This is a genomic window from Nocardia sp. NPDC004718 (genome assembly GCF_053601535.1).
The window spans coordinates 17,502-41,242 of record NZ_JBSGCA010000035.1 but is presented as its reverse complement, the minus strand read 5'-3'; the positions used below and the strand labels follow the sequence as shown (position 1 = coordinate 41,242).

Genomic DNA, 23,741 nt, shown 5'->3' with positions numbered 1-23,741 from the left:
CTCGACTCCCCAACGCACCCGGTCGCTATGGCGAGAAATAGCCCGCTGTCCTACCTCTCACGGCAGATCACCACCGGGCTCGCTGCGTGATGCAGCAAGTTCTGGCTCGTCGATCCGAGGACGAGTCCGGTGAGGCGGTTGTGCCCACGACTGCCGGTCACCAGCAGTTGGGCTTTCTCGGTGTGTGCGAGCAGCGCCTGCGCGGGCGTGTTCTTCTCGATCACTTTGGTGACCGTGACGTCCGGGTATTTCTCGCACCATCCGGCCAAGCATTCGGACAGTAGTGCCTCCTCCTGCTGAGCCAGCACATCCCACGCGTCGGGCACCGGGGTCCACTGCAGCAGGTCCGGGTCGTTCCACGCGTGCAAGGCGGTCACTTCGACACCGAGTGTGGACGCCAGCTCGAACGCCTCGCCGAGCGCCGCGGAACTACCTGGGCTCCCGTCGACGCCGACGAGCACGGGCCGCTCGTCCGGCTGTGGCCGGTCGAGCCTGCCTCGCCACACGGTCACCGGACAGGCCGCCTTGTTCGCGACCGTGAGCGCGGTCGATCCCAGCAACAGCGTGGAGAGCCGGTCCTGGTGTTTCGCCGCGACGACGACCATGCGCGCTTCCGCGCTGTGCTTGATCAACTCGCGCGCGGGCGAGCCGTCCTCGACGGTCCGGTGGATCTCGATGTCCGGCTGATCGGCGCGCACGGCGTCGAATGCCTCCTCGACCTTCTGCTTCGCCGCCGCTCGGAGTTCGGGTAGCAGATTGACCTCGGCCAGGGCGGAGGATGTCATGGGGTAATCGAGGGCGGGAACCACGCCCAGCAGCACCAGCGTGGCGCGCTGCCGATTCGCGACGGCTCCGGCCCAGCGCGCTGCACCCACAGCGGTCGGGCTGCCGTCGATTCCGACGACGATCGACTGACGGTCGGCTGGTGTGCTCATTTCGTCTCCGTTTGCGGCTGCGACAGGATCACTTCCACATTCGCAGCGGGGACCCGGTCCGCACCGGGGGCGGTGGCCCCTGATGGTCGGGACTTAAGGCCCTCACCGGGCGAATTCCCGGCCGAGGCCGGAGCGGGCTACCGAGCGAACCGGGCGATCGCCCGCAGGACGGCGGCGCCCATGGCCGTGCTGCCCGTGTGACCGGAATCGTCGATGACCTGTAGTTCCGCCTCGGGCCACGCCTGGGCCAGCTGCCAGGCGGTGTACAGCGGGGTGCTCAGGTCGAGTCGGCCGTGGATCAGCACGCCGGGAATGCCCGTGAGCCGATGCACGTCGCTCAGCAGCTGCCCGTCTTCCAGCCAGGCCGCGTTGGCGAAGTAGTGCGTGCAGATTCGCACGAAGGCCATTCGCGCCGCGTCCGGCTTCGCGCTGTATTGCCCTGGGCTGCCCAGGTTCTCGTGCGCGATCACCGCGTCCTCCCAGGCACACCACCGCCGCGCCGCCGACTCGCGGGTCTGCACGTCGGGGCTCTCGATCAGTCGGTGATAAGCGTCGACGAGGTCGCCGTGGCGGTCGGCGAGGGGAACGCCGGTGCGGAAGGTCTCCCACTGTGCTGGCAGGAGTTTCGCGATGTCCCGGTAGAGCCAGTCGATCTCCTCTTGCCGGGTCATGGTCACCCCGACCAGCACGATCTCGCTGACCCGCTCGGGGCAGCGCTGGGCGTAGGCGAGGATCAGCGTCGAGCCCCAGGAACCGCCGAAGAGCAACCACCGGTCTATTCCGAGGTGTTCGCGCAGACGTTCCATGTCCGCGATCAAGTGATGCGTGGTGTTGTGCGTGAGGTCGACCGACGGGTCGGAGGCATGCGGCAGACTCTCGCCGCAGCCACGTTGATCGAACAGGACGATTCGGTAGGCGGCCGGGTCGAAACTCTTCCGTGAACCGCGCCGCCCGCCGCCGCCCGGCCCGCCGTGCACGACCAGCGCGGGTTTCCCGTCCGGGTTACCGCTGGTCTCCCAGTAGATCCGTTGGCCGTTCCCGACGTCCAAGAGTCCGTGCGCATACGGCTCGATGTCGGGAAAGGGCTGCGGCGCATCGGATCGCGCGTGTGGCGTGGACACGGTCGACCACACTACCGGCGAGCAACCGGGTGACCTGGTGTTCGGCAACCGCGGGCTGCGCGAACAGGGCTGGTCGGAATCGTGTCGGACCCCGGCCGGATGACCACGCCCCGCAGTTCGCCGAATCGGTGAGCGAGGCCGCCTTTCAGTCCGGCCCGCGACAGGCGGCGGTGACGCACGTCACGCCGCGGTTTCGTTACGAAGAGCGGGTCTGCGACATCTTGTGTCCGTCCAGTGCGGCAGCACGGGACATCGGCAGTGAGGGGGCCTCCTCGCTGCGCTCGCCACTGCAGAAAGAACGGAAGGACATCATGAGCAAGGTCTGGTTCGTCACCGGTTCCTCTCGCGGTCTGGGCCGAAACTTCGTCGCGGCCGCGTTGTCTCGCGGCGACAAGGTGGCCGCCGCCGCTCGCAGTACCGAACATCTCGCGGAATTGGTCACCGCCCACGGCGACGCGGTGCTTCCGCTCGAGCTGGATGTGACCGACAGGGCAGGAGCCTTCGAGAGCGTGAAGCATGCCCACGCGCATTTCGGCCGGTTGGACGTCATCGTGAACAACGCGGGTTACGGGCTACTCGGCGCGGTCGAGGAGCTGACCGAGCAGCAACTGCGAGATCAGTTGGAAACGAACTTCTTCGGCGCGGTATGGGTCGTCCAAGCCGCGCTGCCATATCTGCGCGAGCAAGGGAGAGGGCACATCATCCAGATCTCGTCGGTGGGTGGTCTCGCCGCTTGGCCGCTCGGTGGTGCGTACCACGCTTCCAAGTGGGCGCTGGAAGGCCTGAGTGAATCCCTCGCCCAGGAGGTCGCCGGCTTCGGTGTCAAGGTGACCTTGGTCGAACCCGGCTCCTACGCAACCGAGGGCGCCGCCGGAGCGGTCCACGCCGAGGCCGACCCGCGCTACGAAGGCCTCCGCGCGGCGTTCGCCGCCTACGCGCAGAGCCTCGATTCCGGAGACCCGTCCGCCGCGGGCCGGGCGTTGCTCGAGATCGCGGACTCCGCCAACCCGCCCCTGCGCGTGTTCTTCGGTTCCGGGGGAAATCAAATCGTTCCGCAGGTCTACGCCGACCGGCTCGAGACCTGGGCCGAGTGGAGGGATCTCGCGGTGGCGGCGCAAGGCCACACGCCCGCAACCTGACTCGGTCCGGCGGGACCGGCCTGCGGAACGATCCCGCCGCGGTCGCGCTCGAACTGGCCGGATTCCTCGGACCGCGCTAGCTCACCGCCCGTACCGGGCCGGTTGCGGCCCGGTACGGCTCGTCCACAGCGGTCAGCGGTCCTCGGTGAGAACAGGTTTGAGATCGAGGATCGGTGTGCCGTGCACAGCTTCGAGGTTGCGGACGTGGATGCGGGTTCCGGTGACAGCCAGGACGTGGACGCTGTGCAGACCGATCGGATTGGGCCGGTGCGGGGCGCGGGTGACGAAGACGCCGGTGGTCGCGCGACTGGCGTCACCACGCGGGTGGATGGTGAGGGTTTCGCGGTCGGCACGATCGAGCCAGGTCAATACCAGGATGTCCATGCCTGTGGTGAGTCCGTCGAGGGCGCGGGCATATCGGTCATCGATGACCAGCCAGGCCGGCGGGGCTCCTTCATCGGGTTGGCGGGGAGCGGTGGCGGGGTCGGTCAGCGCGGATTCGACGTGCCCGATCGGGCGCAGCGTGTAATCGGTCATGAATGTCCTTGCCGTTCTCGCATGGGGTTCGAGCCCGTTGCCTTCGGGCGTCGAATCACCCGAGCGCGACGGGCTCGGCCTTCAGAATATTGCCGAGTGAAAAGACACGGCTGTTTCCTCTGAATCAGGACTGCCGGATCGCCGCGAGAAGCGACCATGCCCGCCGCCGGGTTCCAGTGCACCCTCCAGTCCTTGCGGTTGATCGTGGTGGTGCCGGTGAAACCGACTGGGAGGGCGCCCGTCGGGTCGTTCTGCACGCTGGTCAGTTCGAAGTCGACGGTGACCGGCTTGGTGACACCGCGGATGGTCAGGTCGCCGGTGACCTCGACTTCGCTCTCGCACCAAGGAATAACAACAGGTGATGCAGTTCACTGTCTCGTCAGAGCCGACGGCGAACTCACCGCTCGCAGTCGCGGCAGCGACGCGTCGTCCAGCGTGTGGCCTGCCGAATCACACGGTTCGCGCGGTGTTCGTCAGGCCGCCTGTACCGCGGGGTCCGGCTTCGGGGCGGCGACCCGTTCCCGGGTGCGCAGCGAAGCCCACAGTGCCGCGGTGGCGGCGGTGCACGCCGCGGCCCCGCCCACGTGCACGACGACCAGCGCCGCGGGGACGTCGGTGAAGTACTGCACGATGCCGACCAGACCCTGTGCGCAGACCAGTCCCAGCAGCACGAAGAGGCGGGTGCGCACGGCGGGTGCGATGCCGACCGCGAACAGGCCGAACGCCAGGCCGATCAGCAAAGCAAGGTAGCCGACGAGCAGTTGCGAGTGCAGATGCACCAGGGTGACGATCTCGACCTGCAACCGCTGGACAGGACGTTCGATGCTCTTGTCGCCCGCGTGCGGGCCCGCGGCGGTCACCAGGGTGCCCGCGACCAGGACCGCCGCGAGCGCGACCCCGGCCAGTGCGGTGAGCCAGCGCAGCGGCGCGGGAGCCTGCACGGTGTCGATGCCGTCGTCGGGTTCGCCGATCTTCGCGTACAGCACCACCGCGAGCCACACCATTGCCATGGACGCGAGCAGGTGCGTCGACACGGTCCACCACAGCAGTCCGGTGCGCACCGTGATGCCGCCGATGACCGCCTGCACGACGGTGCCGCCGGGCATCAGCCACGCGTACACCAGCACCTCACGGCGGCGGCGCGCCCGGGTCACGGCCAGCACGATCGCCGCCGCGCACAGCGTGACCACAAAAGTGAGCAGCCGGTTGGAGAACTCGACCGCCTGGTGGAGGGCCGGTACCTCCGACACCGCGACCGGCGTGAAGCTGCCGGGGAAGCACTGCGGCCAGGTCGGGCAGCCCAGGCCGGACGCGGTGACCCGCACGACGGCGCCGGTCACCGAGATGCCCGCCTGGGAGAGGATGACCGCGAGCGCGATCAGGCGCTGCACCCGCGAGGAGGGCAGCGGCAGCTTGTCGACGAGTCGCAAGAACGCGCGATACAGCACGTCGAAAATGGTAGCCGGGCCGGATCCGGCGGTTTCATCCGGTCTACTACATTTCGTCGTTGAAGCTCAGTGGAAGCGGAACAGGCGGGTGGCGGCGACGCCCGACACCACGCCCCACACCGCGAGCACGGCGATCCCGAACCAGTCGACGCTGGTGTGCATCGCGCTCTCCAGCGCTTCCGCCAACGCCCCCGAGGGCACCAGCCGGGCGAGCACGCTCACCACCGTGGGCAGGTCGTCGGAGGCGAACACGATGCTGGCGACGCCGAGCATGACGAACCACAGGATGTTCGCCAGCGCGAGCACCACCTCGGCCTTGAGAGTGCCGCCCAGCAGCAGGCCCATCGCCGCGAACGTCGCGGTGCCGAGCGCGATCACCGCCGCGCCGAGCAGCAACCCGAGCGGTTCCGGCCGCCAGCCCAGCGCAAAGCCGATGAGGCCGAGCAGCACGGCTTGCAGCACGACCACGATGAGCACGGCCGCGCACTTGCCCGCGATGACGCCCCAGCGCGGCAGCGCCGTCGCGCCGAGCCGCTTGAGCGCGCCGTAGCGCCGGTCGAAGCCGACCGCGATGGCCTGACCGGTGAACGCGGTGGACATGACGGCCACCATCATCACCGCGGGCACGATCTTGTCCACCCGGTCCGCGCCGAGGTCGCCGAACGGCAACAGGCTCAGGCCGACCAGCAGAGTGATCGGGATGAACATGGTCAGCAGCAGTTGTTCGCCATTGCGCAGCAACAGGATCAGTTCGAGCCTGGTCTGCGCGAGCAGCATCGCGGCGCGGGTGCTCGGGCGCGGGGCGGGAGCGAAAGTGCCCGGCGCGAAACGGTTGGCGGTCCGGTCGTGCTCGCTCATCCGCGCAGGTCCCGTCCGGTCAGTTCGAGGAAGACGTCCTCGAGGCGGCGCTGGTCGATCCGGATGTCGGTGGCCAGCACGTCCATCCGCGCGCACCACGCGGTGACGGTGGCGAGCACCTGCGGATTGATCTCGCCCTCCACCAGATAGGTGCCCGGCGTGGTCTCCCGGGGCGCGAAGCCTTCGGGCAGGGCGTTGGCCAGCAGTTCCAGGTTCAGTTTGGGCGGGGCGCAGAAGCGCAGCTGCCCGGCCGCGCCGTGCGCGGTGACCTCGGCCGGGGTGCCGGAGGCGACGATGCGGCCGTGGTCGATGATCACCAGCTGGTCGGCGAGCTGCTCGGCCTCGTCCATCATGTGCGTGGTCAGCACGACGGTCACCCCGTCGCGGCGCAGGGCATCGATCAGCTCCCAGACGATCAACCTGGCCTGAGCGTCCAGCCCCGCGGTGGGCTCGTCGAGGAACACGATTTCCGGCTTGCCGACCAGCGCGCAGGCGAGGGCGAGCCGCTGCTGCTGGCCGCCGGAGAGACGCCGGTACGGGGTGCGGCGATTGTCCTGGAGGCCGAGCGTGCGCAGCAGCCAGTCGGGGTCGAGCGGGTCCGCGGAGTAGGCGGCCACGAGGTCGAGCATTTCCCCCGCCCGCGCACCGGGATACGCGCCGCCGCCTTGCAGCATGACGCCGATGCGAGGGCGCAGCCGTTCGGAATCGGCGACGGGGTCCAAGCCGAGTACGCGCACCGTGCCCGCGTCCGGCGCGGCGAATCCCTCGCACATCTCCACCGTCGTGGTCTTGCCCGCGCCGTTCGGGCCGAGCAGCGCGAGCACCCGCGCGGGCTCCACCTCGAACGTCAGGCCGTCCACAGCGGTGAGCTGGTCGTACCGCTTGACGACGCCGTCCACGCTGACAGCCGGCCTGGAAGCTGTGGTCACGACGCCGCCTCGCCGGCGTTCGATTCCGGCGCACCCGGTGATGCTGTGTAGATGGCTCCCTCGCCACGCTCGGTCACGATGTCACACCGTAGGAGGTGGGCACTTGTGACGGAGCCGACACCCCCGTCTGCCCGCGCCAGGGTAGCGAGTTGCGCGTGATCACGATGAACAGCACCCCGACGATCACGGTGGCGATCGCCGCGCCCACGATCTGGAACACCTCGAGATCGGCGCCGCGCGGCATGAGGATTACGCTCACGATCGCCGAGAACGCCACCGCCGGAACGCGGAACACCGGCCTGGTCGCCCACGCGGCCATCGGGACGATCGCCCACAGCAGATACCAGGGCTGCACCACCGGGAAAAGCAGCACGATCGCGCCGAGCGCTACGCCGAGCGCGCCGACCGGATGCAGCCGCCCGGTGCCGGTGGCGACCAGCATGCGCACGGTGAAGAAGCCCGCGACCAGTGCCGCGATCGGGCGGGTGATGCTCAGCAGCGCGGTGGTGTGGTCGCCGAGCCCGAGCAGTACGCCGCCGAATCCGGTGATGATGCCCAGCACCGTGGGCAACGACATCCAGCTGCGCACCACGCTCGCGGTGTTCAGCGTGTAGATCCAACCGAATCCGAGCCCGCTCACCGAACTGATGAAAAGCGTTGTGCCGATGGCTATCGCGCCGAGCATGGCGGCCGCGATGGCCACCGTGCGCAGCGAGGCCCCCCACCTGCGAGCCAGCGCCATGCCGACGAAACCGAGCGCGATGATCGAGGTGAACTTGATCGATGACGACAGCGTGATGATGACCGCGCCGCCGATCAGCCACGCGTAGGCGCGGCCGTCGAACGGGTGGGTGTCCTCGATGGCGCGCAGGCAGAACTCCAGGCCCGCCAGCATCAGGCCGAGCATCAGCGCGTCGTTGTGCACGCCGCCGACCAGATGGAACAGCACCAGCGGGTTGGCCGCGCCGAGCCACAGCGCGCTGACCGGCGCGACGCCGCAGCGCACCGAGAGCCGGGGCAGCGCCCAGACGATCAGCGCGACGCCGCCGAGCGCGAGGATCCGGTGCACCCACACGCCCGCGATGATGTTGTCGCCGGTGAGTTCGGCGATGCCGCGGCCGATCCAGAGGAACAGCGGGCCGTAGGGAGCGGGGGTGTCACGCCAGATGGTCGGCACGTTATTGGTGAGAACGTTGTCGATCCCGAGCCCCGCGACGGGGCCTTCCTGGTAGGGGTCGATGCCGCGCGCGGCGATCTCGCTCTGCGCCAGATAGGAGTAGACGTCGTTGCTGAACAGCGGGGGAGCGACGCTGAGCGGGATCAGCCACAGCAGCAGCGTGCGATCGAGTTGCGAGCGGGTCAGCCGGTGCACGGGGGAGCCGCCGATGCCGCCCACCGCGAACCGGCCCAGCAGCAGCCAGGCCAGCACCACGACGACGGTGCCGGTCATGCACATGGCCAGCGATCCGGTGTGGGCGCGGGCGAAGATGCCGAGCACCCGGACGCCGGACGTGGGGTTCTGGTGCACCGGCTGCGCGCCGATGCCCAGCGCGCTGATCGCCATCAGCACCGTGCCGGTCGCGCCCATCAGGCGGATCCGGTCGAGCTGCGCCAGCTCCTTGCGATCGAGACCGGGCACCTCCGACTCGTCGCGATGCAGCACCGCGATCGTGTGATCGGCCGCGGGCACGTCGAGTCCGAGTGCCCGGCGCCCGAACGCCAGTGTCCTGCGCCGCGCGCCGTCCAGTACCGCCACGCCACGAAGCCTAGTTCGAACGGCGGGCGCACACCGCGAACGGACCCCGGTCGTTCCGCCCGGGCCCGCCCCGCTCACGCGGCACAATCGACGCATGGTTTCGGAGTCCAGGCGGCGGATCGAGGTGGCCGCCTCCGGGCTGCTGGCGCGGCACGGGTATCACGGGTTCGGTCTGAAGGCGTTGAGCGAGGCGGCCGAACTGCCGTATGGCTCGATCTACCACCACTTTCCGGGTGGCAAGGAAGAGATCGCGGTCGCGGCGATCACCGGGACCGGCGTGCTGACCGGCCGGATGATCCGTCAGGCGCCGACCGACGTGTCCGCCACCTTGGCCACGCTGTTCGAATTCATGGTGGGCAAGCTCGCGGACTCGGAATGGACCGACGGGTGCCCGATCGGGACGCCCGCGCTGGACGGCGGCAGCGACGTGGCGGCGGTGCGCTCGGCCTGTGTGCGCGCCTTCGACACGATGGAGCAGGCGTTCGCCGGGCTGCTCGCCGAACTCGGCCTCGGCGGGGAGGACGCGGCCGAGCTGGCCGCCACGGTGGTCGCCGCCTACGAGGGCGCCACCATCCTGGCCCGGATCCGCCAGACGGACGCACCGCTGCGCACGGTCGCGAAGTCGATGGAGCGGCTGATCCGGGCGAGCTTCGCGGCGGCGGGAATCGGTGGCGCGGTCTCGGCGGCGGAAGGTTCGGATGAATTCGAAGCCGATATGACATCGCTGCCCGGAAATTTTCCGGAAATACCTGCCGAGCAGGGAGATCAGACGTGAGCCGTTGACTAGAAAGAACGTTCTAGCGACACTCGGACGATGAAGCGACTGATGCTGACCGGCCCCGGTGCGATGCGCTGGGAAGACCACCCCGAACCCGTCCTGAGCGGGCCCGATCAGGCGCTCGTGCGGCCGGTCGCGCTGGCCACCTGCGACATCGATCCGGCCGTCCTGCGCGGGGCTTTCCCGCTGCCGGGGCCGTATCCCTTCGGGCACGAGGGAGTCGCCGAAGTGGTCGAGGTGGGCCCGGAGGTCCGCGACGTCGCGGTGGGCGATCTCGTGGTGGTGCCGTTCCAGATCTCGTGCGGTGCCTGCCGGGCGTGCGCGCGCGGGCGGACCGGGAACTGCACCAGCCATCCGCGGCTGTCCAGTTTCGGTCTCGGCCCCATGGGCGGGCTGGACTGGGGCGGGCTGTGGGCCGACCTCGCGCTCGTGCCGCATGCCGACGCCATGCTGGTCCGCCTGCCCTCCGGCGTCGACCCGGTCGCGGTGGCCAGCGCCAGTGACAACATCCCGGACGCCTACCGTTCGGTCGGACCCCAGCTGGCCGACGATCCCGCCGCCGAAGTGCTGGTGATCGGGGGCCCCGCCGCGCCATCGATCGGCCTGTACGCCGCGGGGCTCGCCGTCGCCCTCGGCTCCGCCCGTGTGGTCTATCTCGACGACTCGGCCCAGCGGCTCGAGATCGCGAAATCGCTCGGAGCGGAGCCGATCGAAGGCCCGCGCGACGCCCGGGTCGGACGGTTCCCGATCGTGGTGGAGGCGGCCGGTGGGGCGAAGGCGCTGCGCGCGGCGATCGATGCGGCGGCGTACGACGGCCGGTGCACGAGCGTCAGCGTGCAGTCGCAGGACGTCGCCCTGCCGATCCTGGACATGTACACCCGCTGCTGCACCTTCCACACCGGTCGCGCCCACGTCCGCCCGGTCATTCCCGAGGTGCTCGATCTCGTCGCCGCGGGTCGTTTCGATCCCTCGCTGGTCACCACGGTCACGGCCGAGTGGGACGAGGCGGTGGACGCGCTGCTGGAGACGCCGATGAAACTGGTCGCCGTGCGCTGAGCGCCTGTGACGAATCGCACTGCGTGCCCCGGCCGGACCGGCGCCGCGCCGCGGCGAGGGGATCGGACGCGCGATGCTCGACGCTCGGTGTCGTGCGGACTCGGCTCGACCTGCTCCGATCGGCGTTTCCTCTGCGCAGGTCAGCCGGGGAAGTCGGGCTGCGGCCGGGCTCCGCGCCGAGTGGACACCTGTCCGGAATGCCCGGGGGCGGTTTCCCGCCACGCCGGAATCCCCGCAGGTCGACCGTGCCGCTGACTCAGGGCACCCTTATTAGATTTCGGGAACGAATTCCGCCACACTTATGTTGTGAAAACCGTGGGTTTGCGGAGAAACGACGAAGGAGCCGGTCGCAGGGCCGGCGCCGGGTCGGCCGCTGCGCCCGCGGCGGTCGGCGGCGAAGGGCATACCCGAGCGGCCATCGTCCAGCTGCTGCTGGAGGAAGGACCGATCACCGCCACCGCCATCGGGAGCAAGCTCGGCCTGGCCCCGGCGGGCGTGCGCAGGCACTTGGACGCGCTGATCGATTCGGGTCAGGCGCGGGCCAGCCGATCGGCGCCCTGGCAGCAGAAAGGCCGGGGCCGCCCGGCCAAGCAGTACCAGCTCACCGCGGCCGGACGCGGCAAACTCGGCCACGCCTACGACGATCTGGCCGGAGCCGCCATCCGGCAGCTCGGAGAGATCGGCGGCGAACAGGCCATCACCGAGTTCGCCCGCAAACGAGCACGCACTATCGTGGCCGGGATCGAACCGGTCGGTGAGCACACCACGGAACAGACCGCGGCCAAAGCCGAGGAGATCGCCGAGGCGTTCACCGACGCCGGGTTCGCGGCCACCACCCGCAAGGTGGGCACCGGCGTGCAGATCTGCCAGCACCACTGCCCCGTGGCGCACGTCGCCGAGGAGTTCCCGCAGCTGTGCGCGGCGGAACTCGAGGCGTTCCGCGAGCTGCTCGGCACCCACGTGCAGCGGCTGGCCACGATCGCCAACGGCGACTGCGCGTGCACCACGCACGTGCCGCTGCTCGTCCTGCCCGCCGAACGGACCGGAACTTCAGCACCAACCGCTGCACAGCCCGCAGCGGTACGAACGAACGACTCCGGAAGGAGTGCCGAATGACGACGACCACCGACCAGGTGCAACCGCTCACCCAGGAAGAGGCCATCGCTTCGCTGGGCAAATACGGTTACGGCTGGGCCGATTCGGATGTGGCCGGCGCCAGCGCGCAACGAGGTCTGTCCGAGGCGGTTGTCCGCGACATCTCGGCGAAGAAGAACGAGCCGGAATGGATGCTCGAACAGCGGCTGAAGGCGCTACGCATCTTCGATCGCAAGCCCATGCCGATCTGGGGCTCCAACCTCGACGGCATCGACTTCGACAACATCAAGTACTTCGTGCGCTCGACGGAGAAGCAGGCCGCGTCCTGGGACGAGCTGCCCGAGGACATCAAGAACACCTACGACAAGCTGGGCATCCCCGAAGCGGAGAAGCAGCGGCTGGTCGCCGGTGTCGCCGCCCAGTACGAGTCCGAGGTCGTGTACCACCAGATCCGCGAGGACCTGGAGGCCCAGGGCGTGATCTTCCTGGACACCGACACCGGTCTCAAGGAGCACCCGGAGATCTTCCAGCAGTACTTCGGCTCGGTGATCCCCGCGGGCGACAACAAGTTCTCCGCGCTGAACACGGCCGTGTGGTCGGGTGGCTCGTTCATCTACGTGCCGCCGGGCGTACACGTCGACATCCCGCTACAGGCCTACTTCCGGATCAACACCGAGAACATGGGCCAGTTCGAGCGCACCCTGATCATCGTCGACGAGGGCGCCTACGTGCACTACGTCGAGGGCTGCACCGCGCCGATCTACAAGTCGGACTCGCTGCACTCCGCGGTGGTGGAGATCATCGTGAAGAAGGGCGGGCGCTGCCGCTACACCACCATCCAGAACTGGTCGAACAACGTCTACAACCTGGTCACCAAGCGGGCCAAGGCCGAGGCGGGCGCGACCATGGAGTGGATCGACGGCAACATCGGTTCCAAGGTCACCATGAAGTACCCGGCGGTCTGGATGACCGGCGAGTACGCCAAGGGCGAGGTGCTGTCGGTGGCGTTCGCGGGCGAGGGCCAGCACCAGGACACCGGTGCGAAGATGCTGCACCTCGCGCCGCACACCTCCTCGACCATCGTGTCGAAGTCGGTGGCGCGCGGCGGCGGCCGGGCCTCCTACCGCGGCCTGGTGCAGGTGAACAAGGGCGCCCACGGCTCGAAGTCGACGGTGAAGTGCGACGCGCTGCTGGTCGACACGATCAGCCGCTCCGACACCTACCCCTACGTCGACATCCGCGAGGACGACGTGACCATGGGTCACGAGGCGACCGTCTCGAAGGTCTCCGAGGACCAGCTGTTCTACCTGATGAGCCGCGGCCTCACCGAGGACGAGGCGATGGCCATGGTGGTGCGCGGCTTCGTGGAGCCGATCGCCAAGGAACTGCCGATGGAATACGCGCTCGAGCTGAACCGCCTGATCGAGCTGCAGATGGAAGGAGCCGTCGGCTGATGGCCGTGGAGAACGTAGCCGAAGCCGCCGAGGCTCGTACCCCTGCGATCAACAAGGGCGAGGTCTTCACATCGTTCGACGTGAACGCCTTCGAAGTGCCTTCCGCCAAGGACGAGGCGTGGCGGTTCACCCCGCTGCGCCGTCTGCGTGGACTGCAGGACGGCACCGCGGTCCGGGACGGCCGCGCGAGTGTCGAGGTCGCGGCGGCCGAGGGCGTCACGGTGGAGACGGTCGAACGCTCCGACGCCCGCCTCGGCGAGGCCGGCGTGCCGTCCGACCGCGTTGCCGCGCAGGCGTACTCGGGCTTCGAGCAGGCCACCGTGGTATCGGTCGGCAAGGAGGTCGAGGTCGCCGAACCGGTGACCGTCACGATCACCGGGCCCGGCGAGGGCAAGACCGCCTACGGGCACCTGCAGATCCGGCTGGAGCACTTCGCCAAGGCCACCGTGGTCATCGACCAGCGCGGCAGCGGAACCTACGCGGAGAACGTGGAATTCGTGCTCGGCGATTCCGCCAAGCTGACCGTGGTGGCCGTGCAGGACTGGGCCGACGACGCGGTGCACGCCACCGCCCACCACGCGAAGCTCGGCCGCGACGCCACGCTGCGGCACACCTCGGTCACCCTGGGCGGTGATCTGGTGCGGCTGACCGGCAACGTCCGCTACGACGGCCCCGGCGGCGACGCCGAACTGCTCGGCCTCTACTTCGCCGACGCGGGCCAGCACTTCGAGCAGCGTCTGCTCGTCGACCACGCCGTGCCGAACTGCAAGTCGAATGTGCTGTACAAGGGCGCGCTGCAAGGCGATCCGCACTCGCCCAAGGGCGACGCCCGCACCGTGTGGGTCGGCGACGTGCTCATCCGCGCCGCCGCCGAGGGCACCGACACCTTCGAGGTGAACCGCAACCTGGTGCTCACCGACGGCGCGCGGGCGGACTCGGTGCCGAACCTGGAGATCGAGACCGGCGAGATCGTCGGCGCCGGACACGCGTCCGCGACCGGCAGGTTCGACGACGAGCAGCTGTTCTACCTGCGCGCCCGCGGCATCCCGGAGGACGCCGCCCGGCGCCTGGTGGTGCGCGGTTTCTTCCACGAGATCATCCAGAAGATCGCGGTGCCCGAGGTCCGGCAGCGGCTGGAGGCGGCCATCGAGGCCGAACTCGCCGCCATCGGCGCCTGATCAACGACCCCATACCTGGCAAAGGAATTCGAATTCGATGACCACCCTGGAAATCAAGGACCTGCACGTCGAGGTCGCCAATCCCGACGAGTCCGGCGAGCCCATCGAGCCCATCAAGATCCTCAAGGGCGTGAACCTCACGGTGAAGTCCGGTGAGACGCACGCCATCATGGGCCCGAACGGCTCCGGCAAGTCGACGCTGTCCTACGCGATCGCCGGTCACCCGAAGTACACGGTGACCTCCGGCTCGATCACGCTCGACGGCGAGGACGTGCTGGCGATGTCGGTGGACGAGCGCGCCCGTGCGGGCCTGTTCCTCGCCATGCAGTACCCGGTCGAGGTTCCCGGCGTCTCGATGTCGAACTTCCTGCGCACCGCCGCGACCGCCGTGCGCGGCGAGGCCCCCAAGCTGCGGCACTGGGTCAAGGAGGTGAAGGAGTCGATGAGCGAACTGGAGATCGACGCCGCCTTCGCCGAGCGCAGCGTGAACGAGGGCTTCTCCGGTGGCGAGAAGAAGCGCCACGAGATCCTCCAGCTCGGCCTGCTCAAGCCGAAGATCGCGATCCTGGACGAGACCGACTCGGGTCTCGACGTCGACGCGCTGCGCATCGTCTCCGAGGGCGTCAACCGCTACAAGGAGCGCGAGAACGGCGGCATCCTGCTGATCACGCACTACACCCGCATCCTGCGCTACATCCAGCCGGAGTTCGTGCACGTCTTCGTCGGCGGCCGCATCGTCGCCGAGGGCGGCGCCGAACTCGCCGAGGAACTCGACGCCAACGGCTACGTTCGTTTCACTCAGACCGCTACCGCTGGAGCTTGATATGACCGCTACGGTCCGCACCCTCGACGTGGCCCGTATCCGGGCCGACTTCCCGATCCTGAACCGCACGGTCCGGGATGGGAAACCGTTGGTGTACCTGGACTCCGGCGCGACCGCGCAGCGGCCGATCGAGGTGCTCGAAGCCGAACGCGACTTCCTGATCACCAGCAATTCGGCGGTGCACCGCGGCGCGCACCAGCTGGCCGAGGAGGCGACCGACGCCTACGAGGGCGCGCGGGCCGACATCGCGCGGTTCGTCGGGGTGGACGCGGGCGAGATCGTGTTCACCAAGAACGCCACCGAGTCGCTGAACCTGGTGACCTACGCCTTCGCCGACGACCGGTTCCCGCACCACCTGGGCCCCGGCGACGAGATCGTGATCACCGAGCTGGAGCACCACGCGAATCTGGTGCCCTGGCAGGAGCTGGCCCGCCGCACCGGCGCCACGCTGAAGTGGTACGGCGTGACCGACGAAGGCCGGATCGACCTGGATTCGCTGGAACTGTCGCCCGCCACCAAGGTGGTCGCGTTCACCCACCAGTCCAACGTCACCGGCGCGGTCGCTCCGGTCGAGGAGCTGGTCCGCCGGGCGAAGGCGGTGGGCGCGCTGGTCGTGCTCGACGCCTGCCAGTCGGTGCCGCACATGCCGGTCGACTTCCGCGCGCTCAATGTGGATTTCGCCGCGTTCTCCGGGCACAAGATGCTCGGCCCCTCCGGTGTCGGCGTGCTCTTCGCTCGCCGCTCGCTGCTGGAGGAGATGCCGCCGTTCATCACCGGCGGGTCCATGATCGAGACGGTCTTCATGGACCACAGCACCTACGCGCCGCCGCCGCAGCGCTTCGAGGCGGGCGTGCCGATGACCTCCCAGGTGGTCGGACTGGGCGCGGCCGTGCGGTATCTGGAAGAGATCGGCATGGACGCCGTCGCCGCGCACGAGCACACGCTGGTCGGCGCGGCGCTGGACGGGCTGGCCGGGATCGACGGCGTGCGGATCATCGGGCCTGCCGAGAACGTCGATCGTGGCGGCGCGGTGTCGTTCGTGGTGGACGGCATCCACGCCCACGACGTCGGACAGATCCTGGACGACGAGGGCGTGGCCATCCGGGTGGGCCATCACTGCGCGTGGCCGCTGCACCGGCGTTTCGGCGTCGCCGCGACCGCGCGCGCCTCGTTCGCGGTCTACAACACGCTCGCCGAGGTGGACGCGCTGGTCGCCGCGGTGCGGAAGGCCCAGAGCTTCTTCGGGGTTGCATAAGTCATGCGCATGGAGCAGATGTACCAGGAAGTGATCCTGGATCACTACAAGCACCCGCACCACCGGGGGCTGCGCGAGCCGTTCGGGGCCGAGGTGCACCACGTGAACCCGACCTGCGGCGACGAGGTGACCTTGCGCGTGCAGCTCGACGACAACGGTGACGTCACCGACGTCTCCTACGACGGCCAGGGTTGCTCGATCAGCCAGGCGGCCACCTCGATCCTCACCGATCAGGTGATCGGGCTCCCGGTGCAACAGGCGCTGAAGGTGGTCGACTCCTACAGTGAGATGATCTCCAGCCGCGGCACCATCGAAGGCGACGAGGACGTGATCGGCGACGGCGTCGCCTTGGCAGGCGTCTCGAAATACCCAGCGCGGGTGAAGTGCGCGTTGCTCGGGTGGATGGCGTTCAAGGACGCCGTCCTCAGGATCGGCCCCGAGCAGCCCGCGCCCGCCGCGGAAGAGAACTGAACCGTCCGATGGAAAACGGGGAAGCGTCATGAGTGACACACCGGCCACCGAGCAGACCGAACAGGCCGCGCCGGCCGCCGATTTGCCCGAGCTGTCCGCCGAGGACATCAAGCTGCTCGAGGACATCGAAGAGGCGATGCGTGACGTCGTCGACCCGGAACTCGGCATCAACGTCGTCGACCTCGGCCTGGTCTACGGATTGCGCGTCGAGGAGGACAGCACCGCGGTCCTGGATATGACGCTGACTTCGGCGGCCTGCCCGCTGACCGACGTCATCGAGGACCAGTCCCGCAACGCGCTGGTGCGCAGCGGCCTGGTGGAGGACTTGAAGATCAACTGGGTCTGGATGCCGCCGTGGGGTCCGGACAAGATCACCGAGGACGGCCGCGAACAGTTGCGCGCCCTCGGCTTCACGGTGTGATTCGCCGCAACTGATGCAGCCGCCGGTAACGCCTGAACAAGGCGCCCGGCGGCTGAGTCGTATCCGCCGCCCGGGCCTACCCGGCGGAGCGCTCGGGGACGATCATCGACGCGTTCCGACCTGAGCGCGCACGGCCGAATCGACCGGCGCTCCGCTTCCGGCGAAGACGGAAGCTCGGAAAAAAGGGGGTCGTCGCGCGGGTCGGCGCACCCGCCGATGGTGGGAAGTGCCCATTTCGACAAAAGTGCACGGGCCGAATGAAGATTTGAGCTTCGAGTCGTTCGGAACGGGGAGGATCCTCACATGTCGGTGCCGCACAAGGCTGCGCTCGGACTCGCGGCGGTCTCCGCCGCCACCTGCGCCGTGGTCGGCGCTCCCGCGGGTGCGGCGCATGCGGCGACCTACTATGGCGCGCTGGCGCTGTCGCCCAGCACCGGCGCGGTCACATCGGCGGTGGACTATGCGAGCGCGGCCGCCGCCGACGCTGCGGCACGCGCCCAATGCGGTGTCACCGATTGCCAGACGGTCGTGCAGTTCTGGAACGCCTGCGGGTCTGTCGTGCGCGGCGCCGACGGCAAGCACGGATGGGCGTGGGGACCCACCCGTGCTGAAGCCGAACGCCGGGCCATCGATGTCCTCGGTCCCAGCGCCCCGCCGTTCCCGAGTCTCGGCAGCGCGATTCCCCGGCCCGCGAGCGTGCGCTTGACGGCGTGCACCTCGACCGCCGGGTAGCTCAGCGGCGCAGAACCTTTCGCGCCAGCCAGTTGCCGAAGAACTGGATGCCCTGTACGCCCGCGATGATGATCAGCGTCGCGACGAGCGTGACCTGCCAGTCGAAGCGTTGATAGCCGTAGACGAGGGCGAAATCGCCGAGACCGCCGCCGCCGACGGTGCCCGCCATCGCGGACATGTCCACGATGGCGATCACCACGAAGGTGTAGCCCAGGATGAGCGGCCCGAGCGCCTCGGGGATCAGCAGCGTCAGGATGATGCGCAGCGGCCCCGCGCCCACCGCGCGCGCCGCCTCGATCACGCCGGGATCGACGGTGACCAGGTTCTGTTCCACGATGCGCGCGATGCCGAACGACGCCGCGACGATCATGACGAACGCCGCCGCCTCGGTGCCGATCGTGGTACCGACCACCTCCAGCGTCACCGGACCGAGCGCGGCGAGCAGGATGATGAACGGGATCGGGCGCACCACGTTGACGAGCACGTTGAGCAGCAGGTTGATCGGCGCGTTGGCCAGCAACCCGCCCTTGCGGGTGGTGTAGAGCGCGGTGCCGAGCAGCAACCCGATGAAGCCGCCGACCACGAACGTGAGCGCCACCAGATAGAGCGTGGTGCCGATCGCTTCGTTCAGCACCGGCCGGAGTTTGTCCCAATCGGTATGCATGACAACTCCTTTCAGGCCGACCGGCGCTCGAGTTCGGCGACCACCTTGTCGACGGCGTCGTCGGGGCCGTGCAGCGCCAGGGTGAGACTGCCGAAGGTCTTCTCCTGCAGGCTGCTCACCCCGCCGTAGACCACCTCGAACCCGACCTCGGCGTGCGCCGCGGCGGCCAGCGCAGCGCCTATGCCGCGCTCGTCGTCCACGTCGACGGTGATCAACCGGCCCCCATGGCGACCGGCGAGGCGGCGCAGTTCCTTCTCGGAGGGGCGGTTGTGCAGGACGGTCTCGACGAAGGAGCGGGTGGGGGCCGCCTGCGGCGTGGCGAACACCTCGAAGGTGTCGGCGAGTTCCACGATGCGTCCTTCGGCGAGCACCGCGACGCGGTCGGCCACCGCGCGGATCACGTCCATCTCGTGGGTGATGACCACGATGGTGACGCCCAGTTCGCGATTGATCTTGCGCAGCAGCCGCAGCACCTCACCGGTCGTCTCCGGGTCCAGTGCCGAGGTGGACTCGTCGGCCAGCAGCAAGGACGGCGACGTGGCCAGCGCCCTGGCGATGCCCACCCGCTGCTTCTGGCCGCCCGACAGCTGATCGGGGTAACTGCGCGCCTTGTCGGACAGCCCGACGAACTCCAGCAGTTCGGCTACCCGCGCCTTGCGTTCGGCGCGCTTCCAGCCCGCCACCTTCAACGGATATTCGACGTTTCCCGCGGCCGTGCGGGAGCGGAAGAGATTGAATTGCTGGAACACCATTCCGATGTCGCGCCGCAGCCGCCGCACCTGGCGTTCCGGCACGCCGGTGATGGGTGTGCCGGAGATCTCGACCGTGCCGCTCGTCGGCTTCTCCAGCGCGTTGATCAGCCGCACCAGCGTGCTCTTGCCCGCGCCGGAATACCCGATCACGCCGAAGATCTCGCCTTGCTCGATGCGCAGGTCGATGTCGTCGAGCGCCACATTGCGCTGCGCGCCCTTGCCGAAAACCTTGGTGACCGAGCGGAACTCGACGGCGGGAACGGCCGCGTCGCTCACTTGCCGTCGCGGATGGTCTGCTGCACCCGCTGCAGGATCTGCTCGAGTTCCTGGCCGCTGCGCCGCACCTCGACGGCGGTGCCCTTGGTCACCTCGTCGTGCGCCTTCTGCACCTCCGGGTCGTGCCACAGCTCGGCGAGCTGCAGATAGACCGGATTGTTCTTGTCCTCGGCGCGGGTGACCAGCGCGTTGATGTACGGCTCCGTGGCGGGGTTCTTCGGATCGTCCTTGTACAGCGCCGAATGCGGATCGATGCCGGAACGCTCCAGGAAGGTGTTGTTGATGATCGATCCGTCGACCGAGGCCAGCGACAGCGCGGTCTGCGCGGCGTCGACGGGGGTGACGCGCACTTTGGACGCGCCCTTGTCGATGTCGGCAGGGGTCGGCGCCTTGGTGTCGGACGACAGTTTCAGCAGCCCCGCGGCTTGCAGCACGAACAACGCTCGCGCCTGATTGGTGGGGTCGTTCGGGATCGCGATCTCCGCGCCCTGCGGAATGTCGGCCACCGACTTGTGCTTCTTCGAGTAGAGACCCAGCGGCACGATGTAGGTGGAACCGATCGGCGTCAGGGTGTCGTTGTTCGCGACGTTGTAGGCGCCCAGGAATTGCAGATGCTGGAACAGATTGATGTCGATCTGTTTCTGCGACAGCGCGAGATTCGGTTGCTTGTAGTCGGAGAAGTTGGTGATCCGCAGCGTGATGCCCTTGTCCTTGGCGCGCTGCTCGAAGACGTCCCAGGAGTGATCCTTGTCGGTGGTGCCGATGCGCACTACCTTGTCCGAAGAAGCGTCGTCACCGCCGCAGCCGGTCAGGGTCAAGGCCGCGGTCGCTACCAGGACCGGGATCGCCAGTACCCGATGGAATTTCACTCGTGCTCCCGATTGCTCGTCGCGATATGACCCGGTAATCCAAGCGACGGGGCGCGGCGGGCGACAACGGTTTCGATTGTGGTGAGCGAAACCCTCCGCACGAACTGAACGAGCGTCTAATTTGCTGATAATGCGCTCGCGTCTCCGGCTGTTGCTGATCCCGCTCGTGTCCGTGTTGGCCGTCGCCGCGGCGGGCTGCGGTGGTGAAGACCGATCCGACGCGGTGCGAATCGGGGTCAACGATCTGTCGCTGCCGCACTGGGAGGTCTACCGCAAGAAGGCGGCGGAGCAGGGCATCACGGTGGAGTTCACCAATTTCACCGACTACAACCAGCCGAATCCGGCCCTGGCGCAGGGACGCATCGATCTCAACAAGTTTCAGCACGTGCGGTACCTGGCCAATTACAACGTCCGCAACAACGACACGCTGGTGCCGATCGGCGCGACCGAGATCTTCCCGCTGACGCTGTACTCGCGCAAGCACAAGTCGGTGGCCGACATTCCGAAGGGCGGCGAGATCACCCTGAGCAACAACCCGGCCAACCAGGTGCGGCCCCTGCTCGGCCTCGCCGCGGCCGGGCTCATCGTGCTGAAGGGCGGCGCGAGCTGGGACTCCAAGATCGAGGACGTCGACCCGGTCGCCTCCCGGGTGAAGCTCACGCCCATCGATCCGACGCTGACCGCCCAGTCGCTCGGCAGCGTGGACGCCGCCTTCGTCGACGACACCTTCGCCCGCCCCGCCGGACTGACGTCCAACGAGGTGATCTACACCGACGACCCCGAACGTCCGGAACTGAAGCAGTACATCAACGTCTTCGCCGCCCGCGCCGCCGACAAGGACAACCCGACGCTGCTGAAACTCGCGCAGCTCTATCACGACCCCGACGTCGAGGCCGCGGTCCGCGCGGAAACCGGGTACCAGGGCATCTTCAAAACCAACAGTCCGGCCGATCTCCAGGCGACGCTCGCCGAACTGGAGGCTCGGTTCCGGAAGTAGGGAACCTGCCCCGCGCCCTCTCGGCCTGCCGAACCCCGAATCGGTCCTGTCGATGGGCCGGTCGGCGGAGCCACGGGCGACCGGTAGCGCGGTTTCGGACTCGCCTGAGCGGGAATCGCGTCGGAGAGCTGACGCCAAGGAGGTCTCCGTGCCGGACGGGAACACTGCGAGCCCGCATCGGGTCGTGATCGTCGGGAGCGGGTTCGCGGGGTTCACCTGCGCCCAGAAGCTCTGCCGCATCGTGGCCAAGGCGAACCGCGACATCGAGATCGTGCTCGTCACGCCCAACGACTACATGCTCTATACGCCGCTGCTGCCGGACGTGGCCGGCGGCCTGATCGACCCTCGGTTCGTCGCCATCTCACTGGCGGATTCGCTGCCGCGGGTCCGGTTGGTGGTGGCCAACGCTCGGTCGGTCGATCTGCGGAACAAGACGATCACGGTGGCCGGTGAGCATCATCCGCGGCGGCAGCTGTCGTGGGATCGGCTGGTGCTCACCCCCGGGTCGGTCACCCGCCTGTTCGACATACCCGGCCTGGCCGAGCACGCGCGCGGGCTCAAGACCGTCGCCGAGGCGCTGTACCTGCGCGAGCAGCTGCTGCGCCAGCTCGAACTCGCCGACGACGAGGAGGACCCCGAGGTGCGGCGCGCGCGCCGCACCGTGGTGGTCGTGGGGGCGTCCTACGCGGGCACCGAGCTCGTCGCGCAGTTGCGCGCCCTCGCCGACGCCTACGCCGCGCGCCGCGGGTTCGACCCCGCCGAAGTACGTTTCCTCCTGCTCGACACGGCGCCCAGGGTGATGCCCGAGGTCGGCGAGCGGCTCAGTGACAAGGTGCTGAAGGTACTGCGCAAACGTGGCATCGAGATCCGGCTGGAGACCTCGCTGACGAAACTCGACGAGAACTCGGTCGTGCTCACCGACGGCACGGTGGTGCCCACCCGCACGGTGGCCTGGGTGACGGGGGTGACCGGCGCACCGGTGCTCGGCACGCTCGGCCTGCCGCTGGAGAAGGGCCGCTTGGTCGTCGGCGCGAAACTGAACGTGCCCGGCCACCCGGACGTCTTCGCGGGCGGCGACGCGGCGGCGGTGCCCGACCTCACCAAGCCGGGCCGGATCACTCCGCCCACCGCGCAGCACGCCACACGCCAGGGCAAGACGCTGGCCAGGAACGTCGCGGCGAGCCTTGGCATCGGCACGGCCGCCGACTACAAGCACCGCGACATGGGTCTGGTCGTCGACCTGGGGCCGCGCTTCGCGGTCGCCAACCCGATGGGCATCCGCCTGTCCGGCCTGCCCGCCAAGGCGGTGACCCGCGCCTACCACACGTTCGCCGTGCCGCGAGCGGTCAACCGCTGGGCGATCACGGTCTCCTACCTGACCATCGCGGTCACACCCCGCCCTCTCGCTCTCCTTGGGCTCGTCAGTCACGAGGAAGCCAGCTTCGGCGCCAGCGAGGGAATTTCCGCGAACTCAGGATGAGGGAGAGCCGTCTTCGTGACAGCGCGGAGGCGACCGGCCGCTTCCCCGCCGAACCCGTGCGGTGGGGCGGCGGCAGCGGAGATGATTCGGGGGTGGACGAGATGACGTATCGGCGGTCGCGTGTCGGGCTGCACGCGGTCGCGGAGTTGCTGATCGCCGGGCCGCAGTATCGAGAATTCGGCACTATTCGGTTGGCAGTCGCGCACCGGGGTTTCGCAGGCGTGCGTTGGCCGGTTTCGGTGGTCGGGGAGGAACTGGTGTGGCCGGAAGGGCGGGTGCGGCTGAAGGGGACGTATCGGGAGGTTGCCGAGGCCGCGGGTTTCGAACCCGGGCCGCCGGAAGGGGTGTATGCGGACACCACCGGCGTGGATCCCGATTCGGCGATCGAAGTGGATCCCTCGGCGGCCGGGCTGATCGAGGACTGGTTCGCGCTGGGGGACAAGGCGTTGCGGTGCCTGGCGTCCGGCGTGACACCGGTGCTGTGGCCGGAGCATTTCGATCTGTCGAGCACAGTCGACGAGGTGAACTACGGGGTTTCGCCGGGAGACGACGCTCATCCGGGGCCCTACGCCTACATCGGGCCGTGGACTCCGCGAACCGGCGACTTCTGGAACGCGCCGTTCGGCGCGCTGCGGCCCCGCACCGCGGTGAACACCGTCGCGGCCCTGCTGGAGTTCTTCGAAGAGGGCAGGCAGCGCGCGGCACAAGACTGATTCG

General features: G+C 68.7%; 25 protein-coding genes. 14 read left to right on the top strand and 11 right to left on the bottom strand.

All coding sequences use genetic code 11. From position 1 onward, the window contains the following. Positions 1-50: 50 nt before the first annotated feature. Together ACWEH3_RS24625 and pip are read right to left on the bottom strand one after the other, a co-directional pair. Entirely contained in the window at positions 51-935 is an 885-nt protein-coding gene (locus ACWEH3_RS24625; RefSeq protein ID WP_450014952.1) for a universal stress protein, read from the bottom strand. 137 nt (positions 936-1,072) lie between these two features. Next, complete coding sequence (pip, locus tag ACWEH3_RS24620) at positions 1,073-2,056, bottom strand: prolyl aminopeptidase (protein ID WP_450014951.1); 984 nt, start codon at positions 2,054-2,056, stop codon at positions 1,073-1,075. Positions 2,057-2,364: 308 nt separating this feature from the next. Here pip and ACWEH3_RS24615 point away from each other — a divergent pair, with 308 nt between their 5' ends. Continuing rightward, positions 2,365-3,195 (top strand): SDR family NAD(P)-dependent oxidoreductase, encoded by an 831-nt coding sequence (locus tag ACWEH3_RS24615; RefSeq protein WP_450014992.1) that lies wholly within the window; start codon positions 2,365-2,367, stop codon positions 3,193-3,195. A 132-nt stretch (positions 3,196-3,327) separates the two neighbouring features. Here ACWEH3_RS24615 and tsaA read toward each other — a convergent pair whose 3' ends face one another. The 6 genes from tsaA to mptB form a co-directional block, all read right to left on the bottom strand. Next, the gene (gene tsaA, locus ACWEH3_RS24610) at positions 3,328-3,732 is read right to left on the bottom strand and encodes a tRNA (N6-threonylcarbamoyladenosine(37)-N6)-methyltransferase TrmO (protein WP_450014950.1); all 405 of its coding nucleotides are present in this window, start codon (positions 3,730-3,732) and stop codon (positions 3,328-3,330) included. Beyond that, entirely contained in the window at positions 3,729-4,082 is a 354-nt protein-coding gene (locus tag ACWEH3_RS24605) for a YceI family protein (RefSeq protein WP_450014991.1), read from the bottom strand. Before ACWEH3_RS24605 ends, tsaA begins: the two co-directional genes overlap by 4 nt. 123 nt (positions 4,083-4,205) lie before the next feature. Next, positions 4,206-5,180, bottom strand: a complete 975-nt coding sequence (locus ACWEH3_RS24600; RefSeq protein ID WP_450014949.1) for a COX15/CtaA family protein — start codon at positions 5,178-5,180, stop codon at positions 4,206-4,208. 66 nt (positions 5,181-5,246) lie between these two features. Then, entirely contained in the window at positions 5,247-6,038 is a 792-nt protein-coding gene (locus tag ACWEH3_RS24595; RefSeq protein ID WP_450014948.1) for an ABC transporter permease, read from the bottom strand. Further along, positions 6,035-6,967 carry an ABC transporter ATP-binding protein gene (locus ACWEH3_RS24590; protein ID WP_450014947.1) on the bottom strand — a complete coding sequence of 311 codons (933 nt, stop codon included), beginning with the start codon at positions 6,965-6,967 and terminating at the stop codon, positions 6,035-6,037. The genes ACWEH3_RS24595 and ACWEH3_RS24590 overlap by 4 nt, the downstream gene beginning before the upstream one ends. A 73-nt stretch (positions 6,968-7,040) precedes the next feature. Then, the gene (gene mptB, locus ACWEH3_RS24585; RefSeq protein WP_450014946.1) at positions 7,041-8,723 is read right to left on the bottom strand and encodes a polyprenol phosphomannose-dependent alpha 1,6 mannosyltransferase MptB; all 1,683 of its coding nucleotides are present in this window, start codon (positions 8,721-8,723) and stop codon (positions 7,041-7,043) included. A 94-nt stretch (positions 8,724-8,817) separates the two neighbouring features. Here mptB and ACWEH3_RS24580 point away from each other — a divergent pair, with 94 nt between their 5' ends. The 10 genes from ACWEH3_RS24580 (at position 8,818) to ACWEH3_RS24535 (ending at position 17,986) form a co-directional block, all read left to right on the top strand. Beyond that, complete coding sequence (locus ACWEH3_RS24580; RefSeq protein ID WP_450014945.1) at positions 8,818-9,498, top strand: TetR/AcrR family transcriptional regulator; 681 nt, start codon at positions 8,818-8,820, stop codon at positions 9,496-9,498. 39 nt (positions 9,499-9,537) lie between these two features. Then, positions 9,538-10,557, top strand: coding sequence for a zinc-dependent alcohol dehydrogenase (locus ACWEH3_RS24575; RefSeq protein ID WP_450014944.1), 1,020 nt, complete (start codon positions 9,538-9,540; stop codon positions 10,555-10,557). 306 nt (positions 10,558-10,863) lie between these two features. Then, positions 10,864-11,673: a helix-turn-helix transcriptional regulator gene (locus ACWEH3_RS24570; protein WP_450014943.1), complete on the top strand. Its 810-nt coding sequence runs from the start codon at positions 10,864-10,866 to the stop codon at positions 11,671-11,673. Then, positions 11,670-13,106 (top strand): Fe-S cluster assembly protein SufB, encoded by a 1,437-nt coding sequence (gene sufB, locus ACWEH3_RS24565; protein ID WP_067801810.1) that lies wholly within the window; start codon positions 11,670-11,672, stop codon positions 13,104-13,106. The genes ACWEH3_RS24570 and sufB overlap by 4 nt, the downstream gene beginning before the upstream one ends. Continuing rightward, on the top strand, positions 13,106-14,284 hold the full coding sequence (sufD, locus tag ACWEH3_RS24560; RefSeq protein ID WP_450014942.1) for a Fe-S cluster assembly protein SufD: 1,179 nt from the start codon (positions 13,106-13,108) through the stop codon (positions 14,282-14,284). The genes sufB and sufD overlap by 1 nt, the downstream gene beginning before the upstream one ends. Before the next feature lie 37 nt (positions 14,285-14,321). Next, the gene (sufC, locus tag ACWEH3_RS24555) at positions 14,322-15,107 is read left to right on the top strand and encodes a Fe-S cluster assembly ATPase SufC (protein ID WP_450014941.1); all 786 of its coding nucleotides are present in this window, start codon (positions 14,322-14,324) and stop codon (positions 15,105-15,107) included. A gap of 1 nt (position 15,108) precedes the next feature. Then, positions 15,109-16,362 (top strand): cysteine desulfurase, encoded by a 1,254-nt coding sequence (locus tag ACWEH3_RS24550; protein WP_450014940.1) that lies wholly within the window; start codon positions 15,109-15,111, stop codon positions 16,360-16,362. A 3-nt stretch (positions 16,363-16,365) separates the two neighbouring features. Beyond that, positions 16,366-16,833, top strand: coding sequence for a Fe-S cluster assembly sulfur transfer protein SufU (gene sufU, locus ACWEH3_RS24545; protein ID WP_379251864.1), 468 nt, complete (start codon positions 16,366-16,368; stop codon positions 16,831-16,833). Positions 16,834-16,915: 82 nt separating this feature from the next. After that, positions 16,916-17,254, top strand: coding sequence for a metal-sulfur cluster assembly factor (locus ACWEH3_RS24540; RefSeq protein WP_355071057.1), 339 nt, complete (start codon positions 16,916-16,918; stop codon positions 17,252-17,254). Positions 17,255-17,557: 303 nt separating this feature from the next. Further along, entirely contained in the window at positions 17,558-17,986 is a 429-nt protein-coding gene (locus ACWEH3_RS24535) for a DUF4189 domain-containing protein (protein WP_355070838.1), read from the top strand. 1 nt (position 17,987) lies between these two features. Here ACWEH3_RS24535 and ACWEH3_RS24530 read toward each other — a convergent pair whose 3' ends face one another. The 3 genes from ACWEH3_RS24530 to ACWEH3_RS24520 are packed head-to-tail and all read right to left on the bottom strand — an operon-like array spanning position 17,988 to position 20,547. Beyond that, on the bottom strand, positions 17,988-18,650 hold the full coding sequence (locus ACWEH3_RS24530) for a methionine ABC transporter permease (protein ID WP_195042705.1): 663 nt from the start codon (positions 18,648-18,650) through the stop codon (positions 17,988-17,990). 11 nt (positions 18,651-18,661) lie between these two features. Continuing rightward, positions 18,662-19,678: a methionine ABC transporter ATP-binding protein gene (locus ACWEH3_RS24525; RefSeq protein WP_450014939.1), complete on the bottom strand. Its 1,017-nt coding sequence runs from the start codon at positions 19,676-19,678 to the stop codon at positions 18,662-18,664. Further along, positions 19,675-20,547, bottom strand: a complete 873-nt coding sequence (locus ACWEH3_RS24520) for a MetQ/NlpA family ABC transporter substrate-binding protein (RefSeq protein WP_450014938.1) — start codon at positions 20,545-20,547, stop codon at positions 19,675-19,677. Before ACWEH3_RS24520 ends, ACWEH3_RS24525 begins: the two co-directional genes overlap by 4 nt. Positions 20,548-20,677: 130 nt before the next feature. On the opposite strand from ACWEH3_RS24520, the gene ACWEH3_RS24515 reads away from it, so the two are divergent. The 3 genes from ACWEH3_RS24515 to ACWEH3_RS24505 all read left to right on the top strand — a co-directional run bounded on the left by ACWEH3_RS24515 (position 20,678) and on the right by ACWEH3_RS24505 (position 23,737). Next, positions 20,678-21,544: a MetQ/NlpA family ABC transporter substrate-binding protein gene (locus tag ACWEH3_RS24515; protein ID WP_450014937.1), complete on the top strand. Its 867-nt coding sequence runs from the start codon at positions 20,678-20,680 to the stop codon at positions 21,542-21,544. A 148-nt stretch (positions 21,545-21,692) separates the two neighbouring features. Next, positions 21,693-23,024 carry an NAD(P)/FAD-dependent oxidoreductase gene (locus tag ACWEH3_RS24510; protein WP_450014936.1) on the top strand — a complete coding sequence of 444 codons (1,332 nt, stop codon included), beginning with the start codon at positions 21,693-21,695 and terminating at the stop codon, positions 23,022-23,024. A gap of 101 nt (positions 23,025-23,125) precedes the next feature. Next, on the top strand, positions 23,126-23,737 hold the full coding sequence (locus tag ACWEH3_RS24505) for a hypothetical protein (RefSeq protein WP_452358388.1): 612 nt from the start codon (positions 23,126-23,128) through the stop codon (positions 23,735-23,737). Positions 23,738-23,741 lie beyond the last annotated feature (4 nt).

Excerpts from the sequence above, each read along its gene's own strand:
- ACWEH3_RS24625 (WP_450014952.1), bottom strand. The coding sequence starts at position 935 with ATGAGCACACCAGCCGACCGTCAGTCGATCGTCGTCGGAATCGACGGC.
- tsaA (WP_450014950.1), bottom strand. The coding sequence starts at position 3,732 with ATGACCGATTACACGCTGCGCCCGATCGGGCACGTCGAATCCGCGCTG.
- ACWEH3_RS24595 (WP_450014948.1), bottom strand. The coding sequence starts at position 6,038 with ATGAGCGAGCACGACCGGACCGCCAACCGTTTCGCGCCGGGCACTTTC.
- ACWEH3_RS24580 (WP_450014945.1), top strand. The coding sequence starts at position 8,818 with ATGGTTTCGGAGTCCAGGCGGCGGATCGAGGTGGCCGCCTCCGGGCTG.
- ACWEH3_RS24575 (WP_450014944.1), top strand. The coding sequence starts at position 9,538 with ATGAAGCGACTGATGCTGACCGGCCCCGGTGCGATGCGCTGGGAAGAC.
- sufB (WP_067801810.1), top strand. The coding sequence starts at position 11,670 with ATGACGACGACCACCGACCAGGTGCAACCGCTCACCCAGGAAGAGGCC.
- sufD (WP_450014942.1), top strand. The coding sequence starts at position 13,106 with ATGGCCGTGGAGAACGTAGCCGAAGCCGCCGAGGCTCGTACCCCTGCG.
- sufC (WP_450014941.1), top strand. The coding sequence starts at position 14,322 with ATGACCACCCTGGAAATCAAGGACCTGCACGTCGAGGTCGCCAATCCC.
- ACWEH3_RS24550 (WP_450014940.1), top strand. The coding sequence starts at position 15,109 with ATGACCGCTACGGTCCGCACCCTCGACGTGGCCCGTATCCGGGCCGAC.
- sufU (WP_379251864.1), top strand. The coding sequence starts at position 16,366 with ATGCGCATGGAGCAGATGTACCAGGAAGTGATCCTGGATCACTACAAG.
- ACWEH3_RS24535 (WP_355070838.1), top strand. The coding sequence starts at position 17,558 with ATGTCGGTGCCGCACAAGGCTGCGCTCGGACTCGCGGCGGTCTCCGCC.
- ACWEH3_RS24530 (WP_195042705.1), bottom strand. The coding sequence starts at position 18,650 with ATGCATACCGATTGGGACAAACTCCGGCCGGTGCTGAACGAAGCGATC.
- ACWEH3_RS24515 (WP_450014937.1), top strand. The coding sequence starts at position 20,678 with ATGCGCTCGCGTCTCCGGCTGTTGCTGATCCCGCTCGTGTCCGTGTTG.
- ACWEH3_RS24505 (WP_452358388.1), top strand. The coding sequence starts at position 23,126 with ATGACGTATCGGCGGTCGCGTGTCGGGCTGCACGCGGTCGCGGAGTTG.